The organism is Terrabacter aerolatus, assembly GCF_007991735.1.
Lineage (GTDB): Bacteria > Actinomycetota > Actinomycetes > Actinomycetales > Dermatophilaceae > Terrabacter > Terrabacter aerolatus.
Genome location: NZ_BJYX01000018.1, coordinates 82,399 through 98,889, shown reverse-complemented (window position 1 = coordinate 98,889; position 16,491 = coordinate 82,399). Strand labels below are relative to the sequence as shown.

The 16,491-nt window shown below is 72.9% G+C and carries 15 protein-coding genes and 1 pseudogene; 4 read left to right on the top strand and 12 right to left on the bottom strand.

Annotation, left to right across the window (positions count from 1 at the left end; all coding sequences use genetic code 11):
* Positions 1–126: 126 nt before the first annotated feature.
* The 5 genes and pseudogenes from TAE01_RS15655 to TAE01_RS21140 form a co-directional block, all read right to left on the bottom strand.
* A complete protein-coding gene (locus TAE01_RS15655; RefSeq protein WP_147067743.1) occupies positions 127–1,599 on the bottom strand; it encodes a carboxylesterase/lipase family protein in 1,473 nt (490 codons plus the stop codon).
* Between the two features lie 70 nt (positions 1,600–1,669).
* Positions 1,670–2,692 carry a GTP 3',8-cyclase MoaA gene (gene moaA, locus TAE01_RS15650; RefSeq protein ID WP_147067742.1) on the bottom strand — a complete coding sequence of 341 codons (1,023 nt, stop codon included), beginning with the start codon at positions 2,690–2,692 and terminating at the stop codon, positions 1,670–1,672.
* Between the two features lie 55 nt (positions 2,693–2,747).
* Positions 2,748–3,602 (bottom strand): SCO family protein, encoded by an 855-nt coding sequence (locus TAE01_RS15645; protein ID WP_503827261.1) that lies wholly within the window; start codon positions 3,600–3,602, stop codon positions 2,748–2,750.
* A gap of 8 nt (positions 3,603–3,610) precedes the next feature.
* A complete protein-coding gene (locus tag TAE01_RS21115; protein ID WP_222594150.1) occupies positions 3,611–4,585 on the bottom strand; it encodes a chloride channel protein in 975 nt (324 codons plus the stop codon).
* Positions 4,551–5,402: pseudogene (locus TAE01_RS21140) on the bottom strand (chloride channel protein); the annotation flags it as partial. The gene TAE01_RS21115 and the pseudogene TAE01_RS21140, both read right to left, overlap by 35 nt.
* A gap of 49 nt (positions 5,403–5,451) precedes the next feature.
* Between TAE01_RS21140 and TAE01_RS15635 the strand changes: the two are divergent.
* The 4 genes from TAE01_RS15635 (at position 5,452) to TAE01_RS15620 (ending at position 7,834) form a co-directional block, all read left to right on the top strand.
* On the top strand, positions 5,452–5,955 hold the full coding sequence (locus tag TAE01_RS15635) for a MarR family winged helix-turn-helix transcriptional regulator (protein ID WP_147067740.1): 504 nt from the start codon (positions 5,452–5,454) through the stop codon (positions 5,953–5,955).
* A gap of 58 nt (positions 5,956–6,013) precedes the next feature.
* Positions 6,014–6,808 (top strand): SURF1 family cytochrome oxidase biogenesis protein, encoded by a 795-nt coding sequence (locus TAE01_RS15630; RefSeq protein WP_147067739.1) that lies wholly within the window; start codon positions 6,014–6,016, stop codon positions 6,806–6,808.
* A gap of 74 nt (positions 6,809–6,882) precedes the next feature.
* Positions 6,883–7,248, top strand: a complete 366-nt coding sequence (locus tag TAE01_RS15625; RefSeq protein ID WP_147067738.1) for a VOC family protein — start codon at positions 6,883–6,885, stop codon at positions 7,246–7,248.
* Between the two features lie 19 nt (positions 7,249–7,267).
* On the top strand, positions 7,268–7,834 hold the full coding sequence (locus tag TAE01_RS15620) for a hypothetical protein (protein WP_147067737.1): 567 nt from the start codon (positions 7,268–7,270) through the stop codon (positions 7,832–7,834).
* Between the two features lie 71 nt (positions 7,835–7,905).
* On the opposite strand, the gene TAE01_RS15615 is transcribed toward TAE01_RS15620, so the two are convergent.
* From TAE01_RS15615 to TAE01_RS15585, 7 genes are all read right to left on the bottom strand, one after another.
* Positions 7,906–9,807: an ABC transporter ATP-binding protein gene (locus TAE01_RS15615; RefSeq protein ID WP_186815234.1), complete on the bottom strand. Its 1,902-nt coding sequence runs from the start codon at positions 9,805–9,807 to the stop codon at positions 7,906–7,908.
* Between the two features lie 109 nt (positions 9,808–9,916).
* The gene (locus TAE01_RS15610; RefSeq protein ID WP_147067735.1) at positions 9,917–10,690 is read right to left on the bottom strand and encodes an enoyl-CoA hydratase/isomerase family protein; all 774 of its coding nucleotides are present in this window, start codon (positions 10,688–10,690) and stop codon (positions 9,917–9,919) included.
* Between the two features lie 53 nt (positions 10,691–10,743).
* Positions 10,744–10,944 carry a hypothetical protein gene (locus tag TAE01_RS15605; protein WP_147067734.1) on the bottom strand — a complete coding sequence of 67 codons (201 nt, stop codon included), beginning with the start codon at positions 10,942–10,944 and terminating at the stop codon, positions 10,744–10,746.
* Between the two features lie 90 nt (positions 10,945–11,034).
* Positions 11,035–11,748: a hypothetical protein gene (locus TAE01_RS15600; protein ID WP_147067733.1), complete on the bottom strand. Its 714-nt coding sequence runs from the start codon at positions 11,746–11,748 to the stop codon at positions 11,035–11,037.
* Positions 11,749–11,786: 38 nt separating this feature from the next.
* A complete protein-coding gene (gene abc-f, locus TAE01_RS15595; RefSeq protein ID WP_147067732.1) occupies positions 11,787–13,385 on the bottom strand; it encodes a ribosomal protection-like ABC-F family protein in 1,599 nt (532 codons plus the stop codon).
* A 346-nt stretch (positions 13,386–13,731) separates the two neighbouring features.
* A complete protein-coding gene (locus tag TAE01_RS15590) occupies positions 13,732–14,895 on the bottom strand; it encodes a DNA polymerase III subunit beta family protein (protein WP_147067731.1) in 1,164 nt (387 codons plus the stop codon).
* A gap of 62 nt (positions 14,896–14,957) precedes the next feature.
* Positions 14,958–16,475, bottom strand: coding sequence for an MFS transporter (locus TAE01_RS15585; RefSeq protein ID WP_147067730.1), 1,518 nt, complete (start codon positions 16,473–16,475; stop codon positions 14,958–14,960).
* Between the last annotated feature and the right edge of the window lie 16 nt (positions 16,476–16,491).

Below are 16,491 nucleotides of genomic sequence, written 5' to 3'. Positions count from 1 at the left end.
GCCCCGCCCTGCTGACCCCGCCCTGCTGACCCGGCCCTGCTGACCCGGCCCTGCTGACCCGGCCCTGCTGACCCGGCCCTGCTGACCCGGCCCTCATGGCGTCGGCCGGGCTCCGTCAGCCGCCGGTCACGTCCAGAGGGCGAGCTCGTCGGCGCGGGGCGCCTCGACGACCTGCGCGTCGATCCCGAACGTCATGACGACGGGGTGCTCGGGCGTCCACGTCTGCCACCCCGCGTCGCCGCCGGAACCGAAGCGCACCCAGGCGCCGTGCATCCGGTCGGCGACCTCCTGCGGGGCGTCGTCGCCCACCATGCCGGCCGCGCTGTCGAGCGTGTCGAAGACGAACGCCAGCTCGAGCGCGTGGCATGCACCGAGGTCCGCGACGGGCGTCTCCCAGTCGAACTCGTAGACCTGGACCGCTCCCCCGGCCGCGTGCTGCGCCGCCGCCAGACGGGCCGTGGGGGCCCGGAATCCGGCATCCGTGAGGATGGCGCTCGCGACGTCGCCCGGCGCGGCCGTGGGACGGTTGGTGGCGTAGGTCTGCACCGCCCGCTCGGGCCAGCCGTAGCGCTGGGACAGCAGGGGCAGGACCTCCGCCGTGATCCCGCGGGCCACGCCGGTGGGGACGAGGAAGAGACGGAACTCGTCACGCGTCGTCCCGATGAGCAGGGGCATGCCGGCTGACGATCCCTCCCGGATGAGGTCCTCGGGGACGCCCGGCACGATGTCCCCGTCGACGACCGGGAAGAGGCTCATGATCCCGAGGCCACCCCGCAGCACGGAGGCACCCCAACGCTGCGGGTTCGGGTCCGCCTGGATGGCCAGGCCCACGGCCGTCTGGGCGGCCACGACCGTCTCGGGGTCGAGGTCGGCGAAGGCCTCGGCCGTCGCGGGGACCCCGAGGTGGGCGGCGATCTCGGCCCCGACCCGGCGCGCGTCCTCCAGCGTGCAGACCGCGGTGCCGGCACCGCTCTGGATCGCAGCACGGTGGAAGAGGCCGCGGGCGGCCGGTGACGCCATGAGGGTGGCGACGCTCATGCCACCGGCCGACTCACCGAACACGGTGACGTCGTCCGGGGCGCCGCCGAAGGCGGCGATGTTGTCGCGGACCCACTCCAGGGCCGCGATCTGGTCGCGCAGCCCGAGATTGGTCGGGGCGCCCTCGAGCACCGCGAACCCCGGGACGCCGAGCCGGTAGTTGATGCCCACCACGACGACGCCGTCACGGGCGAAGGCCGCCCCGTCGTAGGTCGGGACCGAGTTCGCCCCGCGGACGAAGGCGCCGCCGTGGATCCACACCATGACCGGCAGCCCGCTCGCACCCTCCGGGGCCCACACGCTGACGTTGAGGTAGTCGTCGCCGGGCGCCACGGAGCTCGGCAGCACGGTGTCCATCGGCGCGGGGTAGGCCGACTGCGCGGCCGTCGGACCGTGCTCGGTCGCCCGGCGCTCGCCCTCCCAGGGGACGACGGGCTGCGGTGCGCGGTAGCGGTCGGCTCCCACGGCGGGGGCGGCATACGGGATGCCGAGGAACGAGCTCACCCCGTCCCGGGTCGATCCACGGACAGAGCCACCAGAGACACGCACCACGGGGTCCATGGCCTCATCAAACCAGCCGGACGGCCGCGCACGGCGTCGGGGGCGGGTGTGTCCGATCGGGACGGGACGCTCAGCCCCCGATCGCGGACATCGGCCGGTCGGGCTGGACGAAGTCCGGGTCGCCGATGCCGTGGCCGCGGCGCTTGCGCCACATCTCGCCCCGCATCAGGCCGAGCAGCTCGTCGTCGGTGGCGCCTTCGCGCAGGGGCCCGCGCAGGTCGGTCTCGGTGGTCGAGAAGAGGCAGTTGCGCACCTGACCGTCGGCCGTGAGCCGGGTGCGGTCGCAGGCGGCACAGAACGGAGAGCTCACGCTGGCGATGATGCCGACCGTCTCGGGCCCGCCGTCGATGAGGAACCGCTCGGCCGGAGCGCTGCCGCGGTCGGCGGCAGGAAGCGGGGTCAGCTCCCAGCGCTGCGAGAGCCGCTCGCGGATCTCGTCGGCGGAGATCATCTGCGTCCGGTCCCACGCGTGCTGCGCGTCGAGGGGCATCTGCTCGATGAACCGCAGCTCGTAGCCGCGCTCGAGGCACCAGGCGAGCACGTCGGCGACCGAGTCGTCGTTGATGCCGCGCATCGCCACGGCGTTGACCTTGACGGGGGTCAGGCCCGCGTCGGACGCGGCCTCGAGGCCGGCCTCCACGTCGGCGAGCCGGTCCCTGCGGGTCAGCTGGGTGAAGGTCTCGGAGTCGATGGTGTCGAGGCTGACGTTGACCCGGTCGAGCCCGGCCTCCTTGAGACCGATGGCGACCCGCTCGAGGCCGACACCGTTCGTCGTCATGGCGATCTTGGGCCGCGGCTCGAGCGCGGCGATGCCGGCGACGAGGTCGACGAGCGAGCGGCGCAGGAGGGGCTCGCCGCCGGTGAGGCGCACCTGGGTGATGCCGTCGCGCACGAAGAGGCCGATGATCCGGAGCATCTCCTCGTCGGTCAGCATCTCGGCCCGGGGCATCCACGGCAGCCCCTCCGCCGGCATGCAGTAGGTGCAGCGGAGGTTGCAGCGGTCGGTGACCGAGACCCGGAGGTCTCGGGCCCGCCGGCCGAACTGGTCGGCGAGGCCGGCCGGTCTGACGCTCGGGTCGGGAAGGCGGGTCATGCGCCCCACTCTAGGCCGGGTCGTGCGGAGAGCCGGTCTGCCTGCGCCGCCGGGATCACCGACGGAGCCAGGAGAGGACCTGCTGGGCCTGGGACTGGGTCCACGCGCCCTCCGAGGGGTGGGACACGTTCTGGCGACCTCGGGCGTTCATGAAGTCGTACAGCGCCTTCGGCAGGGAGGCCCGGGCCGCGTACGGCGGACCCTCGAGGACGAACCGCTCGTGGCCGTGCCGGTCGAGGAAGAACAGCTCGTCGGAGTGCTGGACGTCGTATGCCAGGGGCTGGCCGGTGCGCCAGTTCCGCGGCGGCGGCCCGGTGGGCTCCGCGACCTTGGCGCGCCACACGCCGAGGTAGGCCCACAGCGCGTCCACCGTCGCAGGCGACCCCGTCAGCGCGATCCAGTTCGCCGGCGGCGGGGAGTACAGACGGCGGTACGCGGCCAGCTGCGTCCGCGTGTCCCGCCCCGGGTCCACCGTGATCGACAGGAACGTCTCGTCGGGTCCGACCCCCGCGCTGTCCTCGGCGCGCGCGGTCTGCACCAGTGTCGCCGTGTCGAGCGGGCAGGTCTCCTGGCACAGCGTCATCGCATCGGACACCACGACCGAGCGACCGGCGAGGTCCGACAGTCGCACGGTGCGCCCGTCGCTCGCGGTGAACGGCAGGCGCAGCACGGAGGCCGGCAACGCACTGTCGAGACGGGTGCCGAGCCGGTCGATCGGCAGCGGCCGGGCGTCGGAGGTCCGGCTCGCGGCGTGCGACGGGCCCGAGCACGCCGCCGCCAGCACCGTCACCGCTGCGCCGAGGGCCACCACGGCTCGTGGCAGGCCGACCGTGCGGCGACGGTCCGGTCCCGGACGGGGCCCTGGGCCGGAAGGTCGACGATGCCGTGCCCCGCGCGGGGTGGGGGGCATCGCCGGGGTCATGCGTTCGCCGTCCGCGCCAGCAGGAGCGATCGTTCGTCGAGCCAGCCCACGACCTGGTCCTGCGAGTCGAGCACGGGGACCGCCGCGACCGAGGCGCGCGCGAGCTGTTCTCCCGCGAACCCCAGGGGGTCGTCGACGCGCACCGTCGTCGGGATCTGGGTCAGCAGGCCCACCGCCTCGTGGTCGTGGCGCCCGTCGGCCAGCGCTTCGAAGACCCCACCTGCGGTGATGACACCGAGGAAGCCTCCGTCCTGTCCGACCACCGGCAGGATCCCGTGCGGTTCGGCAGCCAGGGCTCGGGCGACCTCCACGAGGGCCGCGGTGTCGAGCACCGGCGAGGGCAGCGGCTGCATGGCGTCGCGGACCTGCGGCGACCCACCCTGGGCCACGACCTCCGGACGCCGTCCGAGGTCGACGCCGCGACGCAGCAGCTTCCTCGTGTAGACGGTGTCGGCGCTGATGGCGTGGCTGAGGCCGGTCGCCAGGACGATCGCCGTCATGAGCGGCAGGATGATGCTGTACTCGCCGGTCAGCTCGAACAGGATCACCACCGCCGTGATCGGGGCGCGCGCGGCCCCGGCGAAGACCGCTCCCATCCCGATGAGGGCGTAGGCGCCCACGGGCCCGGCGCTCCCCGGGGCCACCGCCGACACCGCCTCGCCGAACGCGGCACCGAGCATGGCCCCGACGAACAGGCTGGGGGCGAAGACGCCCCCGGATCCGCCGATGCCGATGGTCAGGCTCGTGGCGAGCATCTTCGCCAGCAGGAGGACGACGAGGAACCCGACGAGGTAGTGCCCGTTGACCGCGTTCTCCAGCACCGGGTAGCCCACGCCGTACATCTGGGGCACGACGAGGAGCAGGAGACCGAGGAGGATCCCGCCGACCGCGGGCCGCAGCCACTCGGGACCCCGGCCAGAGGAAGTCGCAGGCGTCCTCGACCCAGTACAGGACGCGGCTGAAGGAGACACCGACGAGACCGCCCAGCAGTCCGAGGAGCGCGAAGCCGACGTACTCCACCGGGTGGTCGACGACGAAGGGCGGCAGCGTGATGAACGGGGTGTCACCGATCACGGACCGCGCGAGCGCGCTCGAGGTCACGGACGCGAGCACGACCATCCCGAAGGCCTGTGCAGTGAAGTCCGCCAGGATCAGCTCCATGGCGAAGAAGACGCCGGCGAGCGGGGCGTTGAAGGTGGCGCTGATGCCGGCAGCGGCGCCGCAGGCCACGAGGACCCGCAGCCGGGCCTCGGGCACTCTCGTGACACGGCCGAGGGTCGATCCGAGGGCGGAGCCGATCTGGACGATCGGCCCTTCGCGCCCGACCGAGCCTCCGCCGCCGATGCACAGCGCGGAGGCCAGGGCCTTGACCGCGGCCACCTGCGGCGCGATGCGACCACCTCGGAGGGCGACGGCATACATGACCTCCGGCACTCCGTGCCCTCGGGCCTCGCGGGCGAAGAAGTGCACGAGAGGTCCGTAGAGTGCGCCCGACACGACGGGAGCCAGCACGACGAACCAGCGCCCCCAGCCCGGCAGGTCCGGGTGAGCGGCACCCGGCGTCGCGGCGTAGTCCGGGTGTCCGCTCAGGAGGAGGGTGAAGGTCTGGATCAACCAGCGGAAGACGATGGCGAGTCCCGCAGCAGCCACCCCGACCACGAGCGAGAGCACGAGAAGTCCGGGGCCCGAGGTGCGCAGCGCCACGCCCAACCTCCCGCGCAGACTGCCTGCCGCGCGTGGGATGGGGTAGGACGGGCGGAGCGCCTGGCGGACCGGCGGGGACGACATCATGAGTTGCATGATGCAATAGTTGCAGTACCGAACGCAAAGGAGTCTCATGTCCTCGGTCGAGAACGACGCCCCGAAGGGGGCCGACGACGGTTCGGTCGACCGGCTGGTCAGCGCCGTGCTGACCGCCTCACGGGTCCTCGTCGGGGTCTCGGCGCGCTCGCTCGCCGAGGTCGAGGGCACCGTCTCGCTCAGCCAGTTCCGCACCCTCGTCGTCCTCCACACCCACGGCGACACCCGACTCAACCACCTGGCCGGCCGCCTGGCCGTCGGCCCTTCGACCGCCCTGCGCGCCGTCGACCGACTCATCTCGGCGGGACTCGTCGCGCGCCGGGAGAACCCGGACGACCGACGCGAGGTCGTCATCAGCCTCACGGACCAGGGCCGTGACGTCGTCGACGAGGTCACGCGCCGGCGACGAGCCGCCATCGCCCAGATCGTGCGCCGCATGCCCCGGGAGCTGAGCCCCGCCCTCATCGAGGCGCTCACCGCCTTCGCCGTCGCAGCTGACGAGCCATCCGTCGAGGACGCGGCCACGAGGCTGGGCTGGTAGGGCTCCGCACACCCGGGCCGGTCGTCGGTTCCGCCCCGACGGCGGGTACCGTCGATCCGTGGTTCGACTCTGGCTGACGCGGCGCTGGCTGCTCGGGACCCTCGTCGCGGTCCTCTTCGGGGTCGCCTGCTTCTACCTCGGACTGTGGCAGTGGCACCGCCACGTCGAGCAGCGCACCAAGGTCGACGCCATCGCCACGAACTACGGCGCAGCACCCGTACCGTTCGAGGCCTCGATGGTGCAGTCGTCGCTGTCCGAGGAGCGGCAGTGGACGAGGGTCACCCTGACGGGGACGTATGCCGTGGGGACCGACCTGCTCGTCCGCAACCGCACGATCGACTCGACCGTGGGGTTCGAGGTGCTGACCCCGATGCAGACGGGCGGCCTGACGCTGCTCGTCGACCGGGGTTGGGTGCCGAACGGCTCGGACGCGGAGACGAGCCCACCCGTCGACCCAGCCCCCACGGGCCCGGTGCACGTCACCGGTTGGTTGCGCACCGGCGAGGTCAGCCTCGGGCGCGACCTCCCCCCACCGCAGCTGGCGAGCATCAGCCTCACCGACGCACGGGCCCGGGTCCCGTCGCTCAGCGCCGTCGACACCTACGTCGTGCTCGGCGCCCAGCAGCCAGCCGCCGTCGCGGGTGACCATCCGCTGCGGTTGCTGCCCAAGCCCGAGGAGGACCTCGGGCCCCATCAGGCCTATGCCTACCAGTGGTGGCTCTTCATGCCCGGCGGGTTGGCCTTCATCTTCTTCGCGCTCCGCCGTGAGGCGGCTGCAGCCCGCGCAGCCGGACCCGATGCCCCTCCGGCCCGGGTGCGGAAGGTGCGCATCTGGGACGAGGAGGACGCCTGAGCCCGGGTCCTCCCCCACCGGCACCCCCGCGGGTGAGAAGGTCGACATCCGACCACAACGAGGAGTCACCACCCATGGACATGCGTCTCGAGCTCGTCCCCCTTCCCTCCACCGACGTCGACGCCAGCCTCGCGTTCTACGCCCAGGGCATGGGCTTCGTCCTCGACCACGACGTCGAGCCGGGCAACGGCATGCGCGTCGTGCAGCTGACGCCTCCGGGGTCGAGCTGCTCGATCGTCATCGGCGTCGGGATGACCTCCCCCGACGCGCCCCGGATGCAGAACCTGCACCTCGTCGTCGACGACATCGACGATGCACGGGCGATGTTGACCGGCAACGGGATCGCCGTCTCGGAGGTGCAGGACATGGGCGGCGTCAAGTACGCGCACCTCAGTGACCCGGACGGCAACACGTGGGCGCTCCAGCAGCTCTCCCGCTGAGCGCGACGACGTCGCGACCATGACGACCGACGACGCCGACACGGACCGTCTGCGCCTGCTCGTGCGACCGACCGACGCCGAGCGCCGGGCGCGCCTCCCGGGTGACGACCTCGTGACCGCCGACATCGTCATGGACCGTGCCTTCACCGTGTCGGGCTCCCCAGAGCAGGTCTGGCCGTGGCTCGTCCAGCTCGGCAGGCGCCGTGCCGGCTGGTACCTCCCCCGGTTCGTCGAGCGAGTCGTTCCCCGGTCGCGTCGGGCCCTGCGCAGCATCGACCCGGCGTTGCAGCGCCTCTCCGTCGGGCAGGTCATCCCCGACTGGGGAGGTGCGGAAGCGACGTTCACGGTCGCCGAGCTCGAACCGGCCGCTCACCTGCTCTTCACCTCGACCCGGGGCCACATGGAGCTGACCTGGTGCCTGCGCCTCCGGTCCGACGCACCGGGCCTCACGCGCATCCACCTGCGTCTCCGACTCGGCCCGGTGCGCCACCGGCGCACGGCGTCCGGCCTCGGCGGCCTCGTCGACCTCGTGACCGTGGCCGGCCTGGCCGCAGGCCTCGAGGAGCGACTGACCGGCTCAGGCTGACGCGCCCGCCCCGCCGGACAGGCGAGGGCGCGCGGACTCAGGATCCGACGACGCGCCGGCGACCCGGCCTCTCAGACGTGGTCGAGCGCGTCGAGCTCCAGAGCCGTCCCGTCGCGGCCGGGCCGTTCGACGGCCTGCTCGTCGAACTGGGTCGCGTGCAGGTCGGCGTAGAGCCCACCAGCTGCGAGCAGCTCGGCGTGCCGACCCGTCTCGACGACGCGGCCGTGCTCGAGCACCACGATGAGGTCGGCTTGACGGATCGTCGAGAGCCGGTGCGCGATGACGATCGAGGTGCGACCCTCGAGGGCCGCGTCGAGGGCACGCTGGACCTTGACCTCGGACTCGGAGTCGAGGTGCGCCGTCGCCTCGTCGAGCACGACGACGTCGGGAGCCTTGAGGAGCAGGCGCGCGATGGCGAGCCGCTGCTTCTCACCGCCGCTCAGGCGGTGGCCGCGGTCGCCGACCACGGTGTCGAGACCCTCGGGCAGCTCGGCGACGAGGTCGCTGATCTGGGCCGCGTGCAGCGCCGCGTGGATCTCGTCGTCCGTTGCGTCGGGGCGGGCGTAGAGCAGGTTGGCCCGGATCGTGTCGTGAAAGAGGTGGGCCTCCTGGGTGACGACCCCCACGCGGTCGCGCAGCGAGGTCATCGTGACGTCGCGCAGGTCGAGACCGCCGACGCGCACCGTGCCCTCGCTCGGGTCGTAGAGCCTCGACACGAGCGAGGTGAGGGTCGTCTTGCCGGCGCCGGAGGGGCCGACGAGGGCGACGAGGTGACCGGCCGGGGCGCTGACCGTGATGTCGTGGAGCACGACCCCGCTGCCGCGTCGGTCGCCGGACGCCACCGACTCGAGCGAGGCCAGGGAGACCTCGTCGGCCGACGGGTAGCGGAACGCGACGTGGTCCAGCTCGACGCCCAGCGGACCAGCAGGCAGCGAGACGGCTCCCGGGCGCTCCTTGACGAGCGGCTCGAGGTCGAGCACCTCGAAGACGCGCTCGAAGGAGATGAGCGCCGTCATGATGTCGACACGGACGTTGGACAGCGACGTCAGCGGACCGTAGAGCCGGGCGAGCAGGGCCGCGAGAGCCAGCAACGTGCCGACCGAGAGGGTGCCGTTGACGGCCATGACGCCACCGAAGCCGTAGACCATCGCCGTCGCGAGAGCGGCGACGAGGCTCAGGGCCGCCATGAAGATCGTGCGGTTGAGGGCGATCTGGATGCCGATGTCACGCACCCGGCCGGCGCGCTCGGCGTACTCGGCCTCCTCACGGGCCGGCTGGCCGAAGAGCTTGACGAGCAGGGCTCCGGCGACGTTGAAGCGCTCCGTCATCCGGGTGCCCATGTCGGCGTTGAGCGTCATCTGGCGGTGCGCCAGGGTCGCGAGGCGCCGGCCCATGAGCTTGGCCGGGACGAGGAAGAGCGGCACGAGCAGGAGCGAGCCGAGGGTCAGCTGCCAGGACAGGGCGAGCATCGCCCCGACGACGAGCACGACCGAGACGACGTTGGACACGACGTTGGACAGCACGGAGGTGAACGCCTGCTGGGCGCCGACCACGTCGTTGTTGAGGCGGGAGACGAGCGACCCCGTCTGGGCGCGCGTGAAGAAGGCGATGGGCTGGCGCAGGACATGGCCGAAGACCTGGGTGCGCAGGTCGTTGATGAGACCCTCGCCGATGCGCGAGGAGTACCACCGCGACACGACGGTCAGTCCCGCATCGACGATGGCGATCGCCGCCACCACGAGCGACAGGCGCACGACGACCGACGAGTCCTTCGGGATGACGCCGTCGTCGACGAGGCTCTTGAGCAGCAGGGGCACCGTGACGACGAGGACCGAGTCGAGGACGACGACCGCGAGGAAGGTGATGATCGCCGTGCGGTAGGGAGCGGCATACGTCAGGACCCGTCGCCGGGTGCCCGGCGACAGGCTCCGCTCGGCCACTGACGCGTCGCGCGACATCGATCGCATCGCCATCCACGGCTGCATGCCCACTGGTGAGACCTCCTGTAGTCCCTTGATCCAACCGCGCGGGACCGACAGCGATTCCCCGGGACCCCCGGATCGGTCGGATCCGGGAACGGCGTCAGGCGCCGGACCCGCCGAGCATCGCCTGCAGGAGCCCTGTCTGCGCCTCGCGCTCACGCGCGAGCTGGGCCTCGCGGTCACCGGCCACGGCACCTCGCAGGAGCGGCTTCAGGGCACGCAGGGCCGGGTCGGGAGCGGCGAGCAGCGCCTCCACGAGCGAGCCCGTCGCCTCGTCGAGGTCGGCGGCCGGCGCGAGCGAGCCCACGAGGCCGATGCTGTGCGCCTCGGGAGCCGAGACCTTGCGCCCGGTCGCACAGATCTCCAGGGCCCGGGCGTAGCCGACGAGGTGCACGAGTGGTCCGGTGCCGGCGAGGTCAGGCACGAGCCCCAGGCTCGTCTCGCGCATCGCGAACCACGCGTCGAGCGCCGCGACACGCAGGTCGGCGGCGAGGGCCAGCTGGAACCCGGCCCCGATCGCGTAGCCGTGGACCTGGGCGATGACGACGGCCGGACACTCGGCCCAGGCCGTGAACCCCTCCTGGTACGTCGCGATGCCGCGCTGGATCGCCTCGGCACCGCCGGCCGCGAGCTGGGCGACGCTCTCCTCCCCCGGCACGCCCTCGGCCGTGAACATCGCCGTGTCGATCCCGGCCGAGAACGCGTCACCGGCGCCACGGAGCACGACGACGCGAACGTCCTCGGGTACGCCGCGCGCCTCGTCGGCGAGGGCCGCCCAGAGGGACGGCGTCTGGGCGTTGCGCTTCTCCGGGTGGTCGAGCGTGATCGTGCGGACGGGCCCGTCGGTCTCGACGTCGAGGTTCGGATGCGTCATGGACGCAGGCTACCCGCGGGTCGGGCCGACGGCCCGGGCTGCCGGGGTCGCCGTCACGCCGCGACGGGCGCGGCCCTCGGGACGGGGCTGACGACGCGGAGGATGCCCCAGCCGCTGACCGAGGCCGGCTGGACCTGCTCGACCCGGAAGACGCGGGCACAGTCCAGGCACGACCACGCGGAGGTGGGGTCGGGGAACGGCGTCACGTCGTCACCCGCGCAGAACGGGCAGGTGAGGTGGTGGTCGGTCGGCATGTCATCGAGTGTCCCGAGGGCGCGGACCAGGATCAATAACCGTCCATTATCTGGATCGACACACTTGCTTATGTATGCCGCTTCCGTCGATCACTGCCCCAGCGCACCGATCGCTCGTGCGACGACGAGGAGCGAGGTGAGCAGCGCCGCCGTGGCCTCCAGGCCCATGAGCGACTTGGCACGTGCGGTCAGCGGCATCGTGTCGGTGGGGCTGAAGGCGCTCGAGTTCGTCAGCGACACGTAGAGGTAGTCGACGAACTGCGGCCGCCAGTTCGTGCGCTCGCTCGAGGTCGCCGAGACCTCGAGCACCGCCCCCTGGTTCTCGTCCTGCGAGAACCGCCAGTCCGCAGGCGGCACGCGGTCGCGGGCGACGGTCTGACGCGCGACGGGGCCACCGCGGTCGATCTCCCAGAACAGCAGCCCGAAGCCGATGACGTTCGTCAGCCACACCTGCATGCCGGCCAGGAGCAGCGGCATGCCACCGGGCTTGCCCGAGGTCAGGGCGCGCACGAGCATCGCGAGGGCTACGAGGTTGGCCACGATGACGAGACAGGCCAGGGCGATGGAGATGCCGCGTGACCACCGGGTCTGGCGGACGAGCCGTCGAGGGTTGGTCACGAGCAGGGCCGCGAGCAGCACGAGCTCGACGGCCGGGATGGCGAGGCGGGGCCCCACGAGCAGGCTCTCTGGGAGCGCCGAGTACACCACGGCCGCCACGACGACGGCCAGCGCCGGCCACAGCCGGTGCTCCCCCGAGCTCGAACGCGTCTCGTGCCGGCGTCGTCTCGGTCTGCTGGCGTCCACGGGGACCACGTACCCACCGCGGAGCATCCGGGCGGAGGTCAGGCGAGGGAGATGAGGTCCTTGTAGTCAGGACCCCACAGGTCCTCGACGCCGTCGGGCAGCAGCAGGATGCGCTCGGGCTCGAGGGCGTCGACGGCGCCCTCGTCGTGCGTCACGAGGACGACCGCTCCCTCGAAGGTCTTGAGGGCGCCGAGGATCTCCTCGCGGGAGGCCGGGTCGAGGTTGTTGGTCGGCTCGTCGAGCAGCAGCACGTTGGCGGCCGAGACGACGAGCAGGGCGAGCGACAGGCGCGTCTTCTCCCCACCGGAGAGGACGCCCGCGGGCTTCTGCACGTCGTCGCCGGAGAAGAGGAACGAGCCGAGCACCTTGCGCACCTCGGTCTCACCGAGCTCCGGGGCGGCCGACTTCATGTTCTCGAGGACCGACCGGGTGACGTCGAGGTTCTCGTGCTCCTGGGCGTAGTAGCCGAGCCGCAGGCCGTGCCCGGGCTCGACCTCGCCGGTGTCGGGGGTGTCGACCCCGGCCAGCATGCGCAGCAGGGTGGTCTTGCCCGCGCCGTTGAGCCCGAGCACGACGACCTTGCTGCCGCGGTCGATGGCGAGGTCGACGTCGGTGAAGACCTCGAGGGAGCCGTAGGACCGCGACAGCCCCGAGGCCCGCAGGGGCGTCTTGCCGCAGGCGGCCGGCTTGGGGAAGCGCAGCTTGGCGACCTTGTCCTGGACCCGCTCGCCCTCGACGCCGGCGAGCAGCCGCTCGGCGCGCTTGGCCATGTTCTGGGCTGCGGTCGCCTTCGTCGCCTTGGCGCGCATCTTGTCGGCCTGCGCGAGCAGCGCCCCGGCCTTCTTCTGCGCGTTCTGCAGCTCGCGGCGGCGTCGCTTCTCATCGGTCTCGCGCGACTGGAGGTAGGTCTTCCAGTTGACGTTGTAGACGTCGAGCGCCGAGCGGTTCGCGTCGAGGTGGTAGACCTTGTTGACGACCGCGTCGAGCATCTCCGCGTCGTGGCTGATGATGATGAGCCCGCCCTTGTAGGCGCGGAGGTACTCGCGCAGCCAGACGATCGAGTCGGCGTCGAGGTGGTTGGTGGGCTCGTCGAGGAGCAGGGTCTCGTTGCCGGAGAAGAGGATCCGCGACAGCTCGACCCGGCGGCGCTGACCACCGGAGAGCGTCTTGAGCGGTTGTCCGAGGATCCGCTCGTCCAGGCCGAGGGCGCTCGCGATCGAGGCGGCCTCGGACTCGGCCGCATATCCGCCCTGCGCCTCGAACTCGGTCTCGAGTCGGGCGTACTTGCGCATCGCCTTGTCGCGGGTCTGCTCGTCGTCGCTGCCCATCCGGGTCTCGGCCTCGGAGCGCTCGCGGACGATGGTGTCGAGACCGCGGGCCGACAGGATGCGGTCCCGGGCGAGGATCTCGAGGTCGCCGGTGCGCGGGTCCTGGGGCAGATAGCCGACGGCACCCGTGCGCGTCACGGTGCCGGCGGCGGGCTGGCCCTCGCCCGCGAGGACCTTGGTCAGCGTCGTCTTGCCGGCGCCGTTGCGGCCGACGAGGCCGATGCGGTCGCCGGAGTCGATCCTGAAGCTGGCGTCCTCGACGAGCAGGCGCGCTCCCGCACGCAGCTCGATCCCGGTGGCGACGATCACGGCATTCCTCCTATCGGTGCCGCACTACGTCAGCGGCCGGACAACCCCACCAGTCTAGGAGCCGCGAAGGGGTGCTCTCGACGCGTTGTCGCGGCGGCGGCCTCGTGGCACGCAGCACAGTCGCACGTGCGGGACGCGTGCATCGTGCCCACGTTGCGCTGGGTGCCGGGCTCCCACAGCGGTTCGCGAATGCCGTGTGGCGACGTCCACGTGGGCAACAGGGTCGGCGCAGGGTCGGGTTCGGTCGTGCCGGCGCGGCAGCACCGGCACGAGGTGTAGCCGCCGTTGCCGCGCTCGTGCCAGGCCGACTGGTGGTCGCAGGTGCGGCAGAGGTGGACGAGCACGCTCACGCCCCCAGACCCTCCGGGGCCACCGGCATGAGGACCGAGAAGCCGGCGCCGTCGCCGCGGACGGCGAGGGGACGCCGTGGACCGTCGAGCACGAGCGTCGGTCGCGGGCCTGCGACCGCGAGCGCTTCGTGGAGGAACTCGGGGTCGACGAGGACGTCGACGACGCCGGCTGCCGCGCCGTCCCTGTCGGCGACCTGGACCGAGCCGTCGCGGACCACGAGTCCGACCGTCTCGCGCTCGACCGGCAGCAGTGCGCTGAGGCCCCCGGCGTCGACCGGCTCTCGCGCCGGGTCGGTGGACACGATGCTCCGGTAGTCGGGGAACGAGCCCCGCAGCACCGGCGTGGCGACCAGCTCGCCGTCGACCGTCACACCCGCCCGCCCCGGCGCCAGCTCGAGCACGACGTGGGAGTCCGGCTCGGCGTCGACGCACGCCGCCGCGACCCGGTCGGCCCACCCGAGCGGGACGACCGCGGCCACCGGCTCGTCCGACAGGTCGGCAGTCAGGACCGCAGTGGGCTCGAGCACCGGTGCCCACCCGACCGCGAGGCGATAGCGGTCGGTGGCGACGCACCGGACCTCGTCCCCGCACACCTCGAGGAGGACGCCCGTCAGCACGCTCAGGTCCGTCCCGTCGGGGGCGCCGGCGACGGGCTCCCCCGGGGCCACGGCGAACCGGACCGCCGCCAGCGCCGTCGCCAGCTCCCCGGCGCGGACCGTGACCCGGCAGGCGGCCGCGCCCACGGCGTCGCGCTCGGCAAGCAGCACCAGCGTGCGCACGATCTCCCGCCGGGCGTCCGCTAGCCCGTCGACGAGGCGCTGCTCGTGGGCCGTGACGACGTCCGCGGCAGCACCCGTCGCACCCCGGGCGTCCTCGTCGAGGACGAGCGCGACCTCGGCGAGCGGCATCCCGACCCGACGCAGCGACGCGAGGAGACGCGCGGCGCGGACCTGCGCGACGGCATACCTCCGGTAGCCCGTCAGGGCATCGACGTCGGCGGGCACGAGCACGCCCTCACGGTCGTAGAAGCGCAGCGCGCTCGCCGTGAGGCCGCTGCGACGCGCGACCTCGCCGATCGTCAGGAGTCGGTCGTCGGAGGCCACCGGGGCGGGCACGGGAGGGTCCGCCGGGACGGGCGCGGGGGCAGGAGCGTCGGGCATGACGAGAAGACTGGGCCCTCGACCCGGTCGAAGGTCAAGGATCGTCCGGTCGGCAGGCCCGGTCAGCGAGCCGGGTCTGCGGCGGAGCCGGCGGCCACGTCGGCGACGGTGACGGCCCTCCGGCGGTCCGTCACCGTCGTGGCCCAGACCGCGACGGCCCCGGCGAGGGAGAGACCGGCGGTCACGCAGGCGGCGACGTTCCAGCCGGCCACGAGTCCAGCCGCACCGGAGCCGGGGACCGCGTGCGCCGCGACGACGACCGAGACGACCGTGACGCCGACGGACGACCCGAGGTAGCGGGCCGTGTTGTTCGCGCCGCTGCCCATGCCACCGCGCCCGTCGGGCACGCTCGCGACCGCCTCGCGACCGAGCGCGGCGTTGAGCACGCCGCTGCCGACACCCGCGACGAGCAGTCCCGGGACGAAGCGGGTCCAGGAGTCGCCGGGGGCGATCCCCGACAGGGCCAGCTGACCGAGGGCGACGACCACCAGGGATCCCCCCAGCTGGGCTCGGCCGGACCACCGCGCCGGGAGGCGTCGGGCGAGCAGGGCGAGCACGACGCTCGTGCCCGACCAGGCGAGGAAGAGCACGGCGGCCGTCGTCGGCGCCATGGCCAGTGCGAGCGCGAGGAAGCCGGGCAGGAAGGACAGCAGGCCGATGATGCCGGCGCCGGTCGCGAGCCCGGCCGCGGTCGCCGCGACGAACCGTCCGTGGCGCAGGAGCGCCGGGTCGACCATGGGGAAGCGGACCTGTCGCTCGACGAGCACGAGCGCCACGCCGGCCAGCACGGCGGCCCCGAGGAGGACGAGCGTCACGGGCCTCCCCCAGCCGCTGCGCCCTTCGACGAGGGCGGCCAGGAAGGTCGTGGTGGACAGGGCGAGGAGCCCCGCGCCGGGCACGTCGAGAGGACGCCTCTCGTGGGATCGGGTCTCCTCGAGGGCGGCACGCGCCGCGGCTGCCACCGACAGCGAGGCGACGGCGAGGAGCCAGTAGACCTCCCGCCAGGACGCCCAGCGGTCCAGGCTGCTCGCGAGCAGCGGACCGAGCGCGATCCCGCCACCGACGCTGGCACCCCACACGCCGCTCGCAGCCGCTCGGGCCGGACCGGACTCGAACCAGTGCGCGACGAGACCGAGGCTCGCGGCGACGACCGCCGCGGCACCGACGCCCTGGGCCACCCGGGCGAGGACGAAGGTCAGGGTGGCGCCGGCGACCGCGGCGACCACGCTCGAGCCCGTCAGCACCAAGAGGCCCGTCACGAGCACGCGACGCCGACCCCGGTCGTCGGCGAGCGTGCCCGCTGTGAGGAGGGTGGCGCCGAGTCCGACACCCATCGAGTTGAGCACCCAGGTGCGCCCGGCGACGTCGGCCCCGAGGCTCGCGGCCACGGAGCCCACGGTGGCCAGCGGCGCGGTGAACGCGACGAGGGCCAGCACCGTCGCGACGGCCGCGACCGCCAGCGCTCGTCGGGCCTGTCGGGCGTGACGGTGGTCCGCGTCGCCGGTGGAATGGTCCGGTAGGTCCGCCCCCGTGGGACGGGATGCTGCTGGTCGGGATGCTGCTGGTCGGGCTGGGCTCATGGGATCCTCCGGACAG

What these genes read in the sequence shown, in the direction of transcription:
- TAE01_RS15655 (WP_147067743.1), bottom strand. Translation starts at nt 1,599, where the DNA reads ATGGACCCCGTGGTGCGTGTCTCTGGTGGCTCTGTCCGTGGATCGACC.
- moaA (WP_147067742.1), bottom strand. Translation starts at nt 2,692, where the DNA reads ATGACCCGCCTTCCCGACCCGAGCGTCAGACCGGCCGGCCTCGCCGAC.
- TAE01_RS15645 (WP_503827261.1), bottom strand. Translation starts at nt 3,602, where the DNA reads ATGCCCCCCACCCCGCGCGGGGCACGGCATCGTCGACCTTCCGGCCCA.
- TAE01_RS15635 (WP_147067740.1), top strand. Translation starts at nt 5,452, where the DNA reads ATGTCCTCGGTCGAGAACGACGCCCCGAAGGGGGCCGACGACGGTTCG.
- TAE01_RS15625 (WP_147067738.1), top strand. Translation starts at nt 6,883, where the DNA reads ATGGACATGCGTCTCGAGCTCGTCCCCCTTCCCTCCACCGACGTCGAC.
- TAE01_RS15620 (WP_147067737.1), top strand. Translation starts at nt 7,268, where the DNA reads ATGACGACCGACGACGCCGACACGGACCGTCTGCGCCTGCTCGTGCGA.
- TAE01_RS15615 (WP_186815234.1), bottom strand. Translation starts at nt 9,807, where the DNA reads ATGGCGATGCGATCGATGTCGCGCGACGCGTCAGTGGCCGAGCGGAGC.
- TAE01_RS15610 (WP_147067735.1), bottom strand. Translation starts at nt 10,690, where the DNA reads ATGACGCATCCGAACCTCGACGTCGAGACCGACGGGCCCGTCCGCACG.
- TAE01_RS15605 (WP_147067734.1), bottom strand. Translation starts at nt 10,944, where the DNA reads ATGCCGACCGACCACCACCTCACCTGCCCGTTCTGCGCGGGTGACGAC.
- TAE01_RS15590 (WP_147067731.1), bottom strand. Translation starts at nt 14,895, where the DNA reads ATGCCCGACGCTCCTGCCCCCGCGCCCGTCCCGGCGGACCCTCCCGTG.
- TAE01_RS15585 (WP_147067730.1), bottom strand. Translation starts at nt 16,475, where the DNA reads ATGAGCCCAGCCCGACCAGCAGCATCCCGACCAGCAGCATCCCGTCCC.